Annotated in this window: 17 protein-coding genes; 1 reads left to right on the top strand and 16 read right to left on the bottom strand. The window is 38.5% G+C overall.

The window, feature by feature from the left end; all coding sequences use genetic code 11:
* Nucleotides 1-29: 29 nt before the first annotated feature.
* From AC1RO3_RS01510 to AC1RO3_RS01500, 3 genes are all read right to left on the bottom strand, one after another.
* A complete protein-coding gene (locus AC1RO3_RS01510) occupies nt 30-1,172 on the bottom strand; it encodes a low temperature requirement protein A (protein WP_481760898.1) in 1,143 nt (380 codons plus the stop codon).
* 233 nt (nt 1,173-1,405) lie between these two features.
* Nucleotides 1,406-1,696 carry a hypothetical protein gene (locus AC1RO3_RS01505; RefSeq protein ID WP_481760899.1) on the bottom strand — a complete coding sequence of 97 codons (291 nt, stop codon included), beginning with the start codon at nt 1,694-1,696 and terminating at the stop codon, nt 1,406-1,408.
* Between the two features lie 159 nt (nt 1,697-1,855).
* Nucleotides 1,856-3,175, bottom strand: coding sequence for a replication-associated recombination protein A (locus AC1RO3_RS01500; RefSeq protein ID WP_481760900.1), 1,320 nt, complete (start codon nt 3,173-3,175; stop codon nt 1,856-1,858).
* Nucleotides 3,176-3,269: 94 nt separating this feature from the next.
* Here AC1RO3_RS01500 and AC1RO3_RS01495 point away from each other — a divergent pair, with 94 nt between their 5' ends.
* Nucleotides 3,270-4,088, top strand: coding sequence for a MerR family transcriptional regulator (locus AC1RO3_RS01495; protein ID WP_481760901.1), 819 nt, complete (start codon nt 3,270-3,272; stop codon nt 4,086-4,088).
* A gap of 134 nt (nt 4,089-4,222) precedes the next feature.
* Here the strand turns inward: AC1RO3_RS01495 and AC1RO3_RS01490 are convergent, their stop codons facing one another.
* From AC1RO3_RS01490 to guaA, 13 genes are all read right to left on the bottom strand, one after another.
* Nucleotides 4,223-5,173 carry a zinc-binding dehydrogenase gene (locus tag AC1RO3_RS01490; RefSeq protein ID WP_481760902.1) on the bottom strand — a complete coding sequence of 317 codons (951 nt, stop codon included), beginning with the start codon at nt 5,171-5,173 and terminating at the stop codon, nt 4,223-4,225.
* A gap of 198 nt (nt 5,174-5,371) precedes the next feature.
* Complete coding sequence (locus AC1RO3_RS01485) at nt 5,372-5,722, bottom strand: YisL family protein (RefSeq protein WP_409021639.1); 351 nt, start codon at nt 5,720-5,722, stop codon at nt 5,372-5,374.
* Nucleotides 5,723-5,932: 210 nt separating this feature from the next.
* Nucleotides 5,933-7,159 (bottom strand): tyrosine-type recombinase/integrase, encoded by a 1,227-nt coding sequence (locus AC1RO3_RS01480; RefSeq protein ID WP_481760903.1) that lies wholly within the window; start codon nt 7,157-7,159, stop codon nt 5,933-5,935.
* Complete coding sequence (locus AC1RO3_RS01475; RefSeq protein ID WP_003599276.1) at nt 7,146-7,358, bottom strand: DUF3173 domain-containing protein; 213 nt, start codon at nt 7,356-7,358, stop codon at nt 7,146-7,148. Before AC1RO3_RS01475 ends, AC1RO3_RS01480 begins: the two co-directional genes overlap by 14 nt.
* The gene (locus AC1RO3_RS01470) at nt 7,359-8,231 is read right to left on the bottom strand and encodes a rolling circle replication-associated protein (RefSeq protein WP_481760904.1); all 873 of its coding nucleotides are present in this window, start codon (nt 8,229-8,231) and stop codon (nt 7,359-7,361) included. It abuts the gene before it with no gap.
* 25 nt (nt 8,232-8,256) lie between these two features.
* A complete protein-coding gene (locus tag AC1RO3_RS01465; protein ID WP_481760905.1) occupies nt 8,257-9,732 on the bottom strand; it encodes an FtsK/SpoIIIE domain-containing protein in 1,476 nt (491 codons plus the stop codon).
* Nucleotides 9,704-9,898 carry a hypothetical protein gene (locus AC1RO3_RS01460; RefSeq protein ID WP_481760906.1) on the bottom strand — a complete coding sequence of 65 codons (195 nt, stop codon included), beginning with the start codon at nt 9,896-9,898 and terminating at the stop codon, nt 9,704-9,706. Before AC1RO3_RS01460 ends, AC1RO3_RS01465 begins: the two co-directional genes overlap by 29 nt.
* An 8-nt stretch (nt 9,899-9,906) precedes the next feature.
* Nucleotides 9,907-10,296 (bottom strand): hypothetical protein, encoded by a 390-nt coding sequence (locus AC1RO3_RS01455; protein WP_481760907.1) that lies wholly within the window; start codon nt 10,294-10,296, stop codon nt 9,907-9,909.
* A gap of 211 nt (nt 10,297-10,507) precedes the next feature.
* Nucleotides 10,508-11,290: a hypothetical protein gene (locus AC1RO3_RS01450; RefSeq protein WP_481760908.1), complete on the bottom strand. Its 783-nt coding sequence runs from the start codon at nt 11,288-11,290 to the stop codon at nt 10,508-10,510.
* Nucleotides 11,291-11,305: 15 nt separating this feature from the next.
* The gene (locus tag AC1RO3_RS01445; RefSeq protein WP_003588255.1) at nt 11,306-12,397 is read right to left on the bottom strand and encodes a GmrSD restriction endonuclease domain-containing protein; all 1,092 of its coding nucleotides are present in this window, start codon (nt 12,395-12,397) and stop codon (nt 11,306-11,308) included.
* Nucleotides 12,387-13,349, bottom strand: coding sequence for an adenine-specific methyltransferase EcoRI family protein (locus AC1RO3_RS01440; protein WP_481760909.1), 963 nt, complete (start codon nt 13,347-13,349; stop codon nt 12,387-12,389). The genes AC1RO3_RS01445 and AC1RO3_RS01440 overlap by 11 nt, the downstream gene beginning before the upstream one ends.
* Before the next feature lie 17 nt (nt 13,350-13,366).
* Nucleotides 13,367-14,278 (bottom strand): abortive infection family protein, encoded by a 912-nt coding sequence (locus AC1RO3_RS01435; RefSeq protein WP_481760910.1) that lies wholly within the window; start codon nt 14,276-14,278, stop codon nt 13,367-13,369.
* 297 nt (nt 14,279-14,575) lie between these two features.
* Nucleotides 14,576-16,117, bottom strand: a complete 1,542-nt coding sequence (gene guaA / locus AC1RO3_RS01430; RefSeq protein ID WP_481761138.1) for a glutamine-hydrolyzing GMP synthase — start codon at nt 16,115-16,117, stop codon at nt 14,576-14,578.
* Nucleotides 16,118-16,192: the final 75 nt, after the last annotated feature.

The following is a 16,192-nucleotide window of genomic DNA, read 5'->3' as shown; positions in this document are numbered from 1 at the left end:
AAACCCAAATTAGGTTTATCAGCTAGTTTTCAGTTTTTAATGTCATAACTTTGATTCTGTTTCGTTCGTTTAATCATATAGTGTACATACATTGCAGAGTTCGCAATGGTCACTAATACCGTTATACTCACAATTTCTGGAAAATTGTTAAATATTAAGCTTAATATTACACCCACTATAGTTGTCGTTGTAAAGAATCCAATGACCACATTACCCAATCGTAAGTATTTTTTATTATACGGACTGGTTAAGAATAACCCTAAATAAAATAACGATATACCTAAATATAGACATAGTACTGAAAAGTTTTTAGGTATTTCGATTTCACTAATAAAACCTAACGAAATAGTGACTAAACTTAAGCCAAACAAGACAAAGTAATGAATATAAATTAATCGAATACCTGTTTCACCCGAACGATTTTCATCAATATAATGATCCATTTGAGTAATATAGGTCATAAAAAGTGCACCGATAATCATGAATATTAAAATTGAATAAAAATTAAATGTTTTAACGGTGAAATACGAGGCAATACCGAGAATACTTTCTCCAAATGTAATAATTGTTAATAGTGTTAGACGCTCTAATATATGTGGAAAATTAAGTGGGTGGAGTTTCAAAACTGAACCACCAAGAGCTGGTAATATCCAACTCACTGCAATACCCAGCAAGAATACCGCAATGCCTATGTTTAGTGGCAAAAAGGAGCCAATAAATACGAGTAATGTTCTTGTTGCAACAATCAACATCATTAGTTTAGCAATTTTTTTATCATCCTTTTTAGCAGCTGTCAGGTATACCGTGCCATATTGAACAACTAATACTGTGGATAATAGCCCTGTTGCAATTGCAAATGGTTGGAACCAATTATGGATATCCCCCTCAAAAGCATTGGACATATAAAGTAAAATTGCCATATCAATCATAAAAAGAATAATATCAGTCATCGAGTTTTTTCTATATCGATTAATAAAAACACTCTTAATCATCCATGTGTTAATAAAAACGACCATTACCACTGAAAAGATAATAAATGCACTAATCATACTTGATGTGCTTACTTGAAAATGATGAAGTAAATCCGTAGCTTGTGAAATTGCGTATGCAAAGACTAAATCATAAAATAATTCAGGTAATTCAACTTTCTTTTTTCTGACTTGTTCTACCATTTTAATTCCCTCGTTTTTTTAAAATTAATGAGTTAGATTACTCTACAAATCGTTTAAATACTACTAAAGACATTTTATTATAGCACCTTTTTCCAATTTATCTGAACTATATGAATAGCTAAATAAAAGAACCATCTGGATAAGCACTTTTAGAGAAGCAACTATCTAGATGGCCCTTTATTAATTTTGTAGATACAATTAATAAACGATTATATTTTAAAAGAATCTCTTAATTAATAAGAATCTTTGCCGTTCCTATAAATATCATTACCATCATAGATCTTATCGTTCACTTTAAAATGATTATCCACTTTAATGACAATGTCATTCCCAATCCAATAATTTTTTGGCGTCAATTTTAAAAATCCAAGTTTATTCTTTGCTCCCGATTTGAAACTTTCCATCTCACTTTTATTTATCTCACTCCGTACATACTTAGTCACGCCATCTTGAAATTTAATCACTAAAAATAAATTTGGTAACATGCCGACTTCGTTTATGCTAGGTATCCCATTGTTAGCCATTAGTATGCCTCCTCTTTACTAATCGTTTTTCTCGTATCCACTTTCGTTGTAAGACGCTTAAGTAATACATTCAACCTATATAAAAAAACAAAGTACTGATTACTCAGTACTTTGTCTACGTCTGAAGTATTCTCATCTCAAAAATACTTTCTATTTATTCTATCCATTTATTTGGTGCCATGCTTTTATTTGGGCTAAACGCTCTTTAAAACGTCGTTCCTTACCTTCGCTGGTTGGTTTATAATATCGATGTCCTGCTACGGAAGGTGGCATGGTACTCATAGTCGTTAACTTATCTTTGGCATAATGAGCTAATTCGTACCCTTTACCGTACCCTAGATCTTTCATTAATTTGGTAGGCGCATTACGTATTTGTAATGGTACGGGATCATTGGCCGTGGTTTTAACATCTTTAGCTGCAGCTAATCTTGCCTTATAAACGGCATTTGATTTAGGTGCCAGAGACAAGTAGGTTACTGCTTCCACTAAGTGAACATCACATTCAGGCATACCAATGAATTGGCATGCCTGAAAAACATTAATTGTCACATTGAGTGCATTCGTATCTGCTAACCCGATATCTTCACTTGCAAATCGAACAAGTCGCCGTGCTATATATATCGGGTCTTCTCCGCCTTCTAGCATTCGGGACAGCCAATAAATAGCAGCATCGACATCACTATTACGCATCGATTTGTGCAAAGCTGAAATTATATTATAGTGTTCTTCCCCATTTTTATCATAACGGACAAATCTTTTATTAATCAATTGGCTTAAATTATCCATCGTCACCGTAACGATATTATCAGCTTTTTCACCATTCAGAACTGCCATTTCCAAGGTATTTAATGCCATTCTGGCATCACCATCTGCAAAATTAGCAATCGCTTGAATTTCATCAGAACTAATGTGGATTGTTTGTTCTTCAAATCCGTCCGGGTTGCTGAGCGCGTTTTCGATTAATACAACAATATCTGCCTGTTTAAGCGCATGCAGTACAAATACTTTACACCGGGATAATAACGCTGAATTCACTTCAAAAGACGGATTTTCAGTTGTAGCACCGATTAAAGTAATACTACCTCTTTCAACATAAGGCAAAAATGCATCTTGTTGTGCTTTATTAAAGCGATGTATTTCATCGACGAAAACAATGGTTTTTTGACCAATTTCACAATCTAACTCCGCTTGTTTCATAATTTTTTTTATCTTACTAATACTACTATCAACTGCACTAAAGCTTAAAAAATTAGATTCAGTTTTACTTGCTATAATTTCGGCTAAAGTTGTTTTACCAACACCAGGTGGACCCCAAAAAATCATTGAAGGAACTTGATCACTTTCAATAATTTCTCGTAATATTTTGTTAGGGCCAAGTAGATTCTGTTGACCAACAAATTCTTCTAATTTTCGTGGTCGAACTCGACTGGCTAATGGTGAATTTTGAGGTTGATTAGAGAAAAGAGATTCCTGTTTCATTGATCAAACCACCTTTCTTTTAAGTCTGAATTTTTTCATGTTATACTTAATCATACACTGTACCGTTACGTTACAGACAATAAAGGAGCCTTATATGTTAAAAATAAGTGAGATGGCCAAATTAGCTAACACAACTCGCCGTACATTAATCTTTTATGACCAAGAAAATATTTTTAAACCTGCCCAAAAAAACGAATCTGGTTATCGTTATTATGATTATGACCAATTATACGATTTGCTATTTATACTTGGTTTACGTAGTTTAGATATTTCAGTAGCTGATATCAAGGAAATTAAAATCCATTCAAAAGGCGTACCAACACCTCAATTACTGAATGCTCAAGGTAAAATTGATAAAAAGATTGACGAATTAGTTAAAATTAAAAATGTTATCAACAAAAAAATTGAAGAACAATCTGTTACTAAGGACACTACCCTATATCAGCCCAAGATAGAAAACCGAATGAAAACAATTTTTTGGTGTTCTCGTCAATCCGTAGGTTGTACTGAGGAAGAAGTCGCTCAATTATTTTCAGAATTCTATAAACAATTAGACGCATTAGCTGTTATGGATACAACACAATCTGGATTTTTTACAACATTGGCTGTTGATAATCCAATCGGTTACGCTGAAGCGTCTTTTAGAGTTATCAAAGAAAAACTTACAGATGATCATGACGTTTTTATCCCAATCATGGAAAAACATGCAGGTAATTACGCATGTATTTTAGTGGAAAACAATGAAGCTGGTATCCATCAAGGATTAACTAAACTAAAATCATTCTGTCAAAAAAATAAGTTAAAAACCGCAGACTATTTATGGCAGCTTAATTCTGGCGACACCCTTATTAAAACTGGTTCCTCAAAATACGGCTGGCTTGAGTTTGCCATTTTGAATGAAAAGATTGAATAGACAAGAAAAAAAATTAGGCAACCTTCCTCCGGTTTAATACCGAAGACAAGTTACCTAAAGATGTGAAGTGAACCCAAATATTGGAAACTTAGAAACTACTTTTTTAGATTAGTTAAATAATTCAATCTGACACTCTAGTCGTTAGTAACAATAACCTGTCCGATTGGACGGTCTTTTTCCATCAAATAGCGATGAGCGTCTTGAATATCATCTAGTTTAAAAACTTTAGAAATCGGAAAGTGAAACTGTTTTTCATTAATAATATTAAACAACTCATTAACCATAGAACTATCAACATTAGATGAATCAAAAACTGTCGCGTACTTATTCGCCAAGTTGATGAACGGGTCAAAGTCTTTCCATAACCATTCCCCACTCAATTGACCAACTAACGTGTAAAACCCTCCTGTTTTAAGATGTGCTAAGGAATCCTCTACAGTTGTAGTACCTACCACGTCAATTATCACATCAAATTTGTTACTTGTTTCAATATGATTATCTTGATCTAATATGACTTCATTAGCTCCTAAAGTATATAGCAACTCTTTACGGTTGTTTTGCCTTGTTGTACTAGATACAGAAAGTCCAAATCCCTTTCCTAACAATAACGCAGCCATTCCAACTCCAGTAGTTCCACCACGAATTAATAAAGATTGACCTTCCTTAAATCGTGTTGCTTTTAAAGCCCCAAAAGCAGTATAGAAAGTTTCAGGATAACTGGCTAACTCTATCCAAGTTCCATTGAATGTTACAGGATAAATGATATTATCAGGAACTAAAGCATATTCTTGATAACTACCATCAAATTCACGCCCAAGGCCACCCATAAAAATTACGACCTTTTGTCCTTTTTCTAAGTTACTTTCCTGTGAAGGCTCATAGACCTCACCAACAGCTTCAACACCTATTACTCTCGGAAATTTAACTGAAGGTGATCCACCTTCTCTAGTTAGCACCTCATAACGGTGTACTGGAAAAGCATGAATCTTTATAACTGTTTTATTTTGAGTTGGATTTGGAATTGAGCGTTCGACAATTTCCAGTACTTCTGGGCCACCTGATTTTTTTACAACAACTGATTTCATAATAATTAACCCCCATTAAGTATTTTTTATACATTTACAATATACATAAATATATACTATCTTGTTACGTCACAGTCAAGTTAGAGTGCTCAGCAAATAGAATTATATCGATTAAATGCATTTTATTTAAATTGTTTAAAATAAAAACACCGCATAATACTTAGATTTTCGCCTAAATATTATGTAGTATTTTATTGTCTAAATAAAAGGTCTTCCACCTGCGAGCATTAATCCTAAAACACCCACACATAGGCAACAGATGCCTACCGCGTAGATGATACTTTTATTTAATTGCTTTTTATTTTTTCGTGCAAAGGTCATTTCAGTTAGTCCAATAAATATTAAGGCAACAACTAATTTAATGGCCGTTAAAATTGGATTTCCTTGCCATGCGTACCCTAGCAACATAATACCACTAGCAATTGAAATCAAATATCCCAGTCTCGTAATCATTTGATAAATTTTTGTATTAGTATTTGTAAAAATTGTGAGCGCCACTAGAACCGCTATCACAACCCAAGTAATCAAATGTATCCATAACCAAATCATAGTTAATCTCCTTTTATATCAATCTTACTGTTAGCTTATCATTATCCATCATTAAATCAAGGATTCAAAATTATTTAAACGATTGTGATTACTTTCATGCAAAAAAAATAATCCTTATACTAAAGGATTATCATTTTTAAGCTTATTCCCATTCAATTATAACGGTCGATTACAATCGTTGTTACAACGGCATTTATGCCAGTTTATTATTCATTGGCGGAGCTGCGGCGGAGCAACAGTCTGATTACCATTAAACTTCACCTTAGATTCCTTTGGTGCTGCATAGGTTATATGACCTGACATCATCTGTGCTAGTTCCTTATCTGCACCAACATACATGTGCGCATAGTGCCTTAACGTAATTTCCGGGGATGAGTGCCCCAGCCGTTTAGACAGAACAAGCACTGATACATTGAACTCATTAATCAAGTAACTAGCATGACTATGCCGAAGTCCTTTCCCTTGTATCGGGTGAACATTGGCCAACTTGGCGTACCGATGGATTATCCGCATGAGCGTTGATTTCAGCATCGGGCTTCCGTCATAGCTAAAGACAAAATCATCCTGCTTACCAAAACCATTCTGAGTTTGACGTTTTTTCCAAACACGGAGCACCTTCAAAGTATCCCGATCTATGGAGATAGTTCTCAAACCGCTATCAGTTTTAGTGTAGTCATGCCGTTCCCAATTTTGTTTGGTCTTGATTACCAGCATGTGAGTAACGCGTAATTGTGCATGCGTGAAGTCCACGTCCGCCCATTGTAGCGCCATCCCCTCATTAACACGAACACCCGTCATAAAGTAAACATACAGCATGACAAAGTTCAGGTGTTCGTAGTAGTCGCTAGTACAAATCTGGTTTAGTACAGCTTGAAACTCACTCTTAGTCCAATACGGCACCGTAGCACGTCCCTTAGGTATCGCCTTAACACGCTTTGACACATTACTAGGTAAGTAATTCATCTCAACCGCAAAATCCAGCGATTTACGAAACATACCAAAGACCAAACTTGCATAGCTCTGTGAGTAACCAGCATCTGTAAGCAGCCAGTTCCTAAAGCCCTGAACCTGCCTAACATCTAGCTTTCGTAATTCTATATCTCCAAATTTTTGTACGAAGACGTTTAATGAAGTCTTACGCGTTTCAAACGTTTCTTTTTGTACGCTAGCTTGGTATGCAGGAATATACGATTTTCGCATGTACACGCCATAGGTTAACGCATAGACGGTATGGCCGCTCTCGCGATCAAATTCTGCTTTCAGTCGTACAACTTCCCTGTGCGCAGCAGTCGCTGACTTGAACAACTGGCCATCCGCGTCTTTTTGACTCTTTTTCCGGATTCTTTTTCCGGTACTTTCATCCACCCCCAACTGTATATCATAGTAGTAGCGGCCATTTTGGCCACTGTATACACCAGCGAACTTAGTCTTTGGCATCGTCTGCATCCTTTCGAATGGATGCTCCAATAATTGCCTCAACCGCTGCAACCGGTACCCGACCTAGGCGCCGATTGGTATAAAACTCATATCCTTGTTGTACCATGCTCCGCTTTGCTTGTCTAATTAATTCAGCAGCAGTATTCTCACGATAACCAAGCGATATCAGGTCTTTCTTCGTAACCGTGTTGTTTTCCATTCAAGGGCCTCCTCCATTCCCAAAATCGACCGTATTTTTTAGTTTCCAGACGGTCTTTATATCGTTGTCCTGCGCTAACTTGCCATCGCTCGTAATATCAATCTGGTAAATTGCTACATCTGTTTCCAGCGCACTATCTGGGCTGTCCAAGTGCCCAACAACAAAATTCGGTCTAAAAATTGCGAAATAACTTTCATCTAGATCCCAGTAATCCACAGTCGGCTGCTTTAGTCCATGGCTCACAAAGTACCGTGGTTGATGATATGCGTGCGGTATTTGTAGAAGTTCTTTAGTTATATATTTGGTAATATAGTTAGCTGCCTTACGCTTGTCGGCAATATGGCTTACCGTACTAAAACCCTTTTCCCAGCTATCTGCATTGTATATCTGCAATCCCTTTTTCTTAATTAGCCGCTGACTCTTGGGGTAACGTGCAGGCGTTAAAGGTGGGGCAAGTCCGCCAGTAACGCCATGAAAATGAATTCTACCCGATGAAGGATGAAGTTCAGGAATAAATAGGTAGTCAAACCTACCGAACTTTTCGCGCTGATACTTCAACCAAGCACGCAGCCGCCTTCGTGCATACTCATAGTTCTTTGCATTCACCTTCGAGTCATCAAACGTAAGCGTCCAAAACAAATTGAACGAATTTGCCTCTAGATAGTATTTCACCTTTCTCTTAATCCTAAATGCCTGCTGCACGAGTTGGGTTTCATCACTATATGACACATTTATAGGCATATTCGACTCTGGATTTTTCAATAATTTTGGAGATTTGTGAACCCTTGGCACGCCATATTTCACAATTTCGATATGATCTTCAAATGTAATAACTTTGGCGTTGTACTCATACTCACCGCTATTCTTGCTCATTTTTTCAGCTTATCTTGCCTGTATGTCAAGTAACAGGCAAGTCCTCGCTGGCAGTCGCAGCTTGTGGCGTTCCGCCACCGCCACGCCTACCAGCAAGCATTGTAAGTGTTGCTTTAAACGGCAGTTTATCTTCATCATATTTTGGCGGTAAAAATGCTTTTGGCCCATCCCAATTCAAACCATCCAGCCAAATGACACCACCAAATTCTTTTGCATCAATTAACGGTAAATCATGGTGACTCTCTCCAAACACCTCCTGAGCTTGCTGAGGCGACGTTCTACCTAAGCTGATCCGCATCCCTAGCGAACTCCTGGCCTCTGTTGGGAGCGCAGACGCAGGCATCATTTGCCCCGCTACAATAACCGAGATAGAACTCTGCCGTCCCTTTGTAATCAAGGACAACAGTTTGGCGTTGAATTGGGGATATAGTTTGTCGGCTGTTTTCCTCTGCTGATCCTCAGCCTTCATGTTTGCAACCAGCGACAGTAGCTCATCGACAACAAGGAGAATCGTACCCTGATGAAATTTTTCGCAATGCGTAATATCCCGCTCATCATCGGGATCTGCATTTAGCTCCTTGTATCGCTGATCCATGATTTTGCACAATTCGTCAACGAGCTGAATTGCCTCTTCCGTATTCATGGCAACCTTACCAATACGCTTCATCGACTGACCCAAGAACGCTGCCTTACCATCGATCGTATACACGACATTATCGGGATTATTTACCAAGAAGGATATAATCAGGCCCTTTAGCAAACTAGTTTTCCCCGTTCCTGTTGGACCGACTATCAACCCCATCGGCTGTTTAGATGTTAGCGACATTCTGCCAGTCAATTGAATATTGATCTTTTCGCTTGTCTGCAACGCGTCCAAACGGTTGATTGTAATTCGCTCATCCTTATTGTGAGTTAGGTTAATTTCGATAATGCCGTTTCCAGACTTCTTATCACGAATTTCCCAGTAAGCTGTCGTCTCCTTGGTGAGGAATGCAACCAGGCGGCGTCCAATATCCGCTTCGAAATCCGAGCTGACACGGCCACCCGTTAGTAGCGTGATCTTAACTTCATCATTCGAGACCACATATCCCCATCTTACGTATGCGACATGGCCAGTCACGCCTTGCTTAATCAAATTAACGTTTTCCGAAAATTGCCAAAGCAAACGTTCCATCTTCCAACGTTCAACTGGCGAATATCTACTGTGGAGATATCTCCAAGCCCCAGCAAGAGACACAACTACTCCAAGTAGTCCAAGCATCAGGATAATTGGCCATAGATCTAATTCCGATTTTTGGCCAATTATTTTAGCCCACGTCCACTTAGCGCAGCTCCAGAGAATGATTAGCACTGTAACACATGCCCAGACCTTAAACAATAATCTTGACCGTACCTGCTTGCGTTGATCAACCTCATCAATGGATTCATAGATGCTCAGCTTCGCAGTATGCGTAGAGACTGGCAAAAATCTGCTAATTGTTTCCCTTGCGTTTTTTATCATTCAAGAACTCCTCTTCAAAGTCTCCTACTTGCTGGCCGGTAAAAATTCTGTACGCAGCTGCAATCAAAGACTCAATTCTTTTAACATCGAATGCGTCACGGTTCGTGAGACAATATTGAGCTTCATTCAAGTACGCCCAAACAGATAGCTTCTTTTTTTCACTCATACCTACGCCTACTTCCCATCGCTAATATTCATAACAAGCTTCACGTCACGCCAGCCACTAGTACGCCCCGCGCTCCACTTAAGCATTACCTTGGCGTCTTTCAATTCAATCTCTGTGCCCAAAAGTTCTGCCTCAGAAATTTCCAGCAGATCCTTCTCATCCCCAACAAGTTCCAGTGCATACGTCTTTAAGTCCTCTACCCCGTCGCCAGATTTCTCCAATGTTTTGGCAAGTTCAGCATCTACTATGTGGCATACTACCTTTGCGACCGATCCGTTGATTGGATCACCGTTATCTGCGTAGCGCGGACTTTTTGATACCGATACCACGCGAGCTGCTTTTGGCTTCTCAACGTTGCTAATTTCAACTTCTGAAAGTTTGACCTTGGCTAGTTTCATGCATTTCTCCTTTTCTGGATAAACATCCAACACAGTTTTAATAGACTAACTTTTATCAAAGGCCTTTGATTGACTACATCTTATCTTCAATTACGCCCAATATATATATCAGGCTTCGCCAATGTCTTGACACCCGAAAAACCGGGTATTGACGTATCGGAAAAGATGTGTATCAAAAAAGGCGAAGTTTTTAAAACTTCGCCCTAAGTGACTATTTTGATATTTGTTGGAGAAACCGATTCATTATCAGCGGTGTTACCCGATAATCAACAAATCTTTTTAATGGTTCACCAAGTTGCTTAAGTTCGAGAACCTCACCTAACCCTTCTCTCGAGACACCGCCAGAATCAATCTTATCTATTAGTGGGATTCCTGCGGCAATGCTTTCGTTATCAGCACTACTTTCGAAGTCAATTACTGTCGCTATTTTCGTTTCTTGATTCCGAACTCTTGTGAATTTGTCCCACTCATTCAGCAAGTCGCTTTTTATTCCTTCATATATTTGTTGAATCGTATTGTTCGGAATCCTAAGAGGCTGTGTCTGCTTTATATCATTAATAAGGCTACCTAGTCGGTTATTTTGGAATTGCGCTTCATTACACACTGACTCAAATACATTAGGCAGATAGTTTCTAATTTCATAATTAGACCCCCAAATGCACTCATACACATCCTTAAAATTCAAGGTATCTACAAATCGTAGATAGTACTTGGAAGAAGGCACTAGATAAGGATTCTGACGCGTATCCAATCGGGGAATAGGTGCGGTTATGGAGTCAACCATCGAATAACTTACTTCGTGTTGGTAACTTGGAGCCTCATTATACTCTTTTGCATTCTTGAACCCAGCAGTTTGATATTTGGATACGCCCTGCTCCTTCATACGCCGCTTGAGTCTTTCTGAAAACACCCTGTAGATAAACCAGACCGTATCTCCATATTCGCCGAATGCTTTTTCCCTCGCGGCTACAGTGCTCATATCTATTCGTACCATATTAGCTCCTTGGCATTATACTCCGGATTTTTTTCGATTGTCGTCTTTGCACAGCATTTGCAAATTGGAGAGTACTGTATGCCCACCTTGAGACCAAGGAGTAATATGATCGCCCTCCATCTCGTCGTACTCAAAATGCTTGCCGCATACCGGACAGATTCCATTCTGTTTTGCGTATGCTGCTCGCTTGTCCTTAGGCTTAAATGCCCGAATTGATAATACGCGCTCTGGCCCGCCAAGCACGTACTCAAATATCCCCTTCTGCTTGGTAACATCCTCGTCCTCTATCAGCTCGCTAACTCTAGCTTCGAGCGTAGCCGGATTATACGTATTCTCATGATAAGTATCGTATAGAAACCCCCATTCAATCCCCTTCATCAGCTTACGATAGTTAGGAAAAATAGAGGTTGTCCAATTAATTACGTTTTGAAAGTATAGCCACAGTTCGATTGCCGTTTCATCGTGCTGGTGCTGCGCCATGTACTCCTCAAGCTCAATATCCTGTTTCGACGAGATCCACTTGAGTGTGGTTTCCAAAAAGTCTTGTCGAATAGCAGAACCATTTAAATAGTCGCCGCCAATCTGATATGCGGGACACTGTGATTTCGAAAAGTACTTCTTGGCATCTGTCAACCATGGCCCCGTATAGATTGCATTTCTAAGTTCTTGTGCAGTAAGCTGTTCCCCAACAGTATTGATCACTTTGAACCAATCCAATTTTTCTCGATCTGTACCAGTACAAATATAAACCGTCAGAGGATAGTCCAATATTTGCTGCTGTTCTTCCTGTGTGAGCGTGTGAAAGTACTGGAAATTGATGGAGTAATCACCCTGTACAAATTGACATATTGAGATTGTTCGCTGCTGTCCATCTAAAATTTCATAGTGTCCATCTTCTGCAACAACCCAATACATAACATTCAGTGGGAACCCCTTGCGGACGGTATTAATAACTTCATCACGTTGCTTAGGTTTGTAGACGAATTCACGCTGAAAGGCCGGACGAATATTTAATTTTCCGTCATATCCATATACACCATCTTCATCGGAATCTACATATCCGTTTACGATTTGGCTTACTGGAATATCCTTTTTCTCAATTTGCATGCGTTTGGCCTCCCTTGTTGCGAATTAACACTCTCTTGTACATTGATTTAACGGTGCCATCTTTTTTAGTCAACAAAAGCCCTGAACTTTTTACATCAACAATTTCAAACTGATCTGGATTGTACCGCGTCATGTAAGTAATTGGCACACCAATGACACCAAAGTAGTCACAAGGAATATCCGCAACACGGGATACCTCAATGGCATCATAGTTATCATATTTTGGATATATCTCTGGAGAATAGTTCTTGAAGATTGTCAGCTTTTCGTGACGTTGTGTCGTATCTAAGTTGGTATACCAGCAAATGTTTCCCATTCTCCGCCATTTTTGTCCATTTTCATCAATCTTGAAATCCGTTTTCTTCGCCTCATAGCTTTCAGGTACCTTAAACCAAAAGTGTCCAGAATTGTACCCTAGCCAAATTTCGTTGGCCATAATTAAAGGCAGTACCTCTTTATAGGTAATTGCGTTGAGATTACCAATCACTAGGAATGTTTTGTGAAAAGCTCTTAACTGTGCGATGTAATCAGTAAATAGACTGAAAGGGGGATTGGTTACGACAATATCGGCTTCTTTAAGTAACTGAATTGCTTCCGGACTTCGAAAATCGCCATCTCCAGTTAGTGGTGTTTCAACGTAATCCGGTAAAAATGCAAGTTGTCCAATCTTGTCATCTTGTCTAATTATTTCCAATTTATAACTGGGTTTGTCGGATTCATAGTGCGTAGATATTAGTTTTTTTAGGCCTAACATGTAAAAGTTAATCTGAAAGTATTTCCAGAAATTACTGATGGCTGGATCATCACAATTACAAAACACAACCTTATCCTTGAAATACTCACGATAATGGCGTAGCTCGTTTTCAATCATTGAAATATTAGTATAAAACTCATCTGTTTTTCCAGCACGTGATACATGAAGGTTACTGTTTGTTTGCTTTTTCACGTTCATTACTCCAATTTATTATTTTATCTCTGTACATGTCTGTCATTGACTCTGAGATAGTAGGTAGCCAGACTAACAGACGTATTGAGTAGTAGTTCCGCCTCTGCTGCCTGAATTTTTACTCGTTCATTGCTAGCATGTGCATCGCCATCTTTATTGCGCATTTCTGCGATTAAATCGGTGATTCCATTTAAGTGACTAATCATTTTCGTAATACGTGGATTCCACTCCCGAGAAGGTCTCATTCCCAATGTTTTAACCACCAAATTACGATATTGACCAATATCGCCATTACGCTTACACTTTACGTCGTTATCGGACAATATTTGAAGAAACACCTCTTCGATAAGTGTTCTAGCCTTTGTAACTACGCTGTCAAAATCATTATCCTGCAAGTCATCTTGTCCCTGCGCCAACAACTCTGAAATGTATCCTGAATTGATCCTCTTGATCGGCACGAGGACTTTTACATTCTCATCTGCTGCGATAATTTCCCACGAATTACCACTAGATACGAGTTTTAAGTTGCTGTAGAGAAGAATGGCGTTTATCTCTCTGATTACGCGCTGCTTAATTGCGTCTGCTACAATCAGGATGTCCTTAGATTCATCACCAGTAAGGCCTTCCAGAATAAAGTTATCAATTTCCTTCAGTTGCGAAAACTGACTTCCAGAAAGATACTCATTAATCACCGGTCGCAACTGTGCTGGTGAAAATAGAAACGATAATAAAGAAGCCGTTCGATCATTTGCATGAGTTGCACTGATTATCGAACTCATTCGGCGTAATCTGTTTGAACCTTCTGGATTTGGAGAACCAAATCTGGATCCCAGAGCGTCAAGATCTGCATTTGTTCGGTAAGTTATCCACGGTCGGTCAATCAAGAAAGTTGTAATATCTGTGTTTTCCAGTAATTCAAAATTTTCTGACTCCAATGCCTTTCCCCCCACAGTATTAATAACTTATTTAATTATATATCCTAAGCCCATAAATACCAAGCACTCTACTGTGTATTCTCGCAAGTTCATTTTTCCGCCAGACTAAAAAAGGCCACCAGAACCAAGTAAGTTCTAGCAGTCTTAAATGAGTTTTCGATTGATTGTCCACCATAATTAGGCGGAGTTTCGGCGGAGCACCATATTTTTTTGGCGGAGTTGGCGGAGTTTGAGCTGCCTTGAGCAAATCCAAAATGCCTCTGTATCACTCTTTCTAGCTCAAATTGGCCTACATCGCTATTCCCATTCGATTGTTGAAGGCGGCTTGCTCGTAATATCATACACGATGCGGTTAACATGTGCGACTTCGTTTACAATACGGACTGAGATTTTTTGTAAGACATCCCAAGGGATTCTAGCAAAATCAGCAGTCATACCATCAATTGAAGTAACACCACGGATACCAACTGTGTAGTCATAAGTACGTCCATCGCCCATCACACCAACACTTCTAATGCCCGGTAAGACAGTAAAGTATTGCCAGATTTCACGATCAAGACCAGCATTTTTAATTTCTTCACGTAAAATTAAATCACTATCTCTAACGATTGTTAATTTTTCTTCAGTAATTTCACCAAGAACACGAATTCCAAGACCAGGGCCTGGGAATGGTTGACGCCATACTAATTCTTCACTCATACCCATTTTTTCGCCAAGTTCACGAACTTCATCTTTGAATAATGTTCGCAATGGTTCGATTAAGCTAAATTGCATATCATCAGGAAGGCCACCAACATTATGATGAGATTTAATTGTTTGGGCAGTATCTGTCCCAGATTCAATCACATCAGTGTAAAGTGTTCCTTGAGCCAAGAAGTCAATTCCTTTTAACTTAGTAGCTTCATCATCAAAGACACGGATGAATTCATTACCAATTGTTTTACGTTTCGTTTCAGGATCAGAAATTCCTTCTAATTTACCTAAGAAACGTTCTTGAGCATCAACTTTAATGATATTCAAGCCAAATTTACCGCCAAGCATTTCCATAACTTGATCAGCTTCATTTTTACGAAGTAAACCATGATCAACGAAAATACTTGTTAGTTGGTTACCAATTGCTTTGTGCAATAAAACACCAACAACTGAAGAATCAACCCCACCTGATAAACCAAGAAGGACTTTTTTATCACCAACAGTTTCGCGGATTTTAGCAATTTGTAAATCAATAAAATCAGCCATTGACCAGTTACTTTCAGCTTCACAAACATCAAATGCGAAACGACGTAAAATGTCATCCCCAAATTCAGTGTTGCGAACTTCAGTATGGAATTGAAGGCCATAGAATTTCTTATCAAGATTTTGCATTGCAGAAATAGGACAGTTAACAGAAGTTGCAACTGATGTAAAACCATCAGGAACTTCTGTTACTAAGTCACCATGACTCATCCAAACTGTTTGTTCAGCTGGTAATCCTTTGAATAAAGTTCCTTCTGGATTAGTAACCTCAATTTCAGCCTTACCATATTCTTTGTTATCTGCACTTTCAACTTTACCACCTGGCATTGTATATGCCATTAGTTGCATACCGTAACAGATACCTAAGATAGGAATACCTAATTCAAAGATTTCAGGATCTACTCTGAGTGCATCTTCATCATAAACACTATTTGGGCCACCAGAAAAAATGATACCTTTAGGGGCAATCTCTTTTATTTCGGCTGCACTAATCTTGTGTGATAACAATTCAGAATAAATTCCGAATTCACGTACACGACGAGTAATTAATTGATTATATTGACTACCAAAATCAAGAACGATAATTTTGTCGAAATCTTGCATGCTAACGTTGGCCAAAAATAGTCACCTCTTCATATTTTTTAGTTTCTTATTACGTCTATTCTACTGATTGAAACC

It is taken from the genome of Dellaglioa sp. CoH-57-MRSF-19 (genome assembly GCF_056781975.1).
Note: the sequence above shows the minus strand (reverse complement) of the source record. Positions and strands in the feature narration are given on the sequence as shown.

Excerpts from the sequence above, each read along its gene's own strand:
- AC1RO3_RS01505 (WP_481760899.1), bottom strand. The coding sequence starts at position 1,696 with ATGGCTAACAATGGGATACCTAGCATAAACGAAGTCGGCATGTTACCA.
- AC1RO3_RS01470 (WP_481760904.1), bottom strand. The coding sequence starts at position 8,231 with ATGAGCAAGAATAGCGGTGAGTATGAGTACAACGCCAAAGTTATTACA.
- AC1RO3_RS01455 (WP_481760907.1), bottom strand. The coding sequence starts at position 10,296 with ATGAAACTAGCCAAGGTCAAACTTTCAGAAGTTGAAATTAGCAACGTT.
- AC1RO3_RS01465 (WP_481760905.1), bottom strand. The coding sequence starts at position 9,732 with ATGATAAAAAACGCAAGGGAAACAATTAGCAGATTTTTGCCAGTCTCT.
- AC1RO3_RS01490 (WP_481760902.1), bottom strand. The coding sequence starts at position 5,173 with ATGAAATCAGTTGTTGTAAAAAAATCAGGTGGCCCAGAAGTACTGGAA.
- AC1RO3_RS01460 (WP_481760906.1), bottom strand. The coding sequence starts at position 9,898 with ATGAGTGAAAAAAAGAAGCTATCTGTTTGGGCGTACTTGAATGAAGCT.
- AC1RO3_RS01500 (WP_481760900.1), bottom strand. The coding sequence starts at position 3,175 with ATGAAACAGGAATCTCTTTTCTCTAATCAACCTCAAAATTCACCATTA.
- AC1RO3_RS01485 (WP_409021639.1), bottom strand. The coding sequence starts at position 5,722 with ATGATTTGGTTATGGATACATTTGATTACTTGGGTTGTGATAGCGGTT.
- AC1RO3_RS01510 (WP_481760898.1), bottom strand. The coding sequence starts at position 1,172 with ATGGTAGAACAAGTCAGAAAAAAGAAAGTTGAATTACCTGAATTATTT.
- AC1RO3_RS01495 (WP_481760901.1), top strand. The coding sequence starts at position 3,270 with ATGTTAAAAATAAGTGAGATGGCCAAATTAGCTAACACAACTCGCCGT.
- AC1RO3_RS01475 (WP_003599276.1), bottom strand. The coding sequence starts at position 7,358 with ATGGAAAACAACACGGTTACGAAGAAAGACCTGATATCGCTTGGTTAT.
- AC1RO3_RS01450 (WP_481760908.1), bottom strand. The coding sequence starts at position 11,290 with ATGGTACGAATAGATATGAGCACTGTAGCCGCGAGGGAAAAAGCATTC.
- AC1RO3_RS01445 (WP_003588255.1), bottom strand. The coding sequence starts at position 12,397 with ATGCAAATTGAGAAAAAGGATATTCCAGTAAGCCAAATCGTAAACGGA.
- AC1RO3_RS01440 (WP_481760909.1), bottom strand. The coding sequence starts at position 13,349 with ATGAACGTGAAAAAGCAAACAAACAGTAACCTTCATGTATCACGTGCT.
- AC1RO3_RS01480 (WP_481760903.1), bottom strand. The coding sequence starts at position 7,159 with ATGCCAAAGACTAAGTTCGCTGGTGTATACAGTGGCCAAAATGGCCGC.
- guaA (WP_481761138.1), bottom strand. The coding sequence starts at position 16,117 with ATGCAAGATTTCGACAAAATTATCGTTCTTGATTTTGGTAGTCAATAT.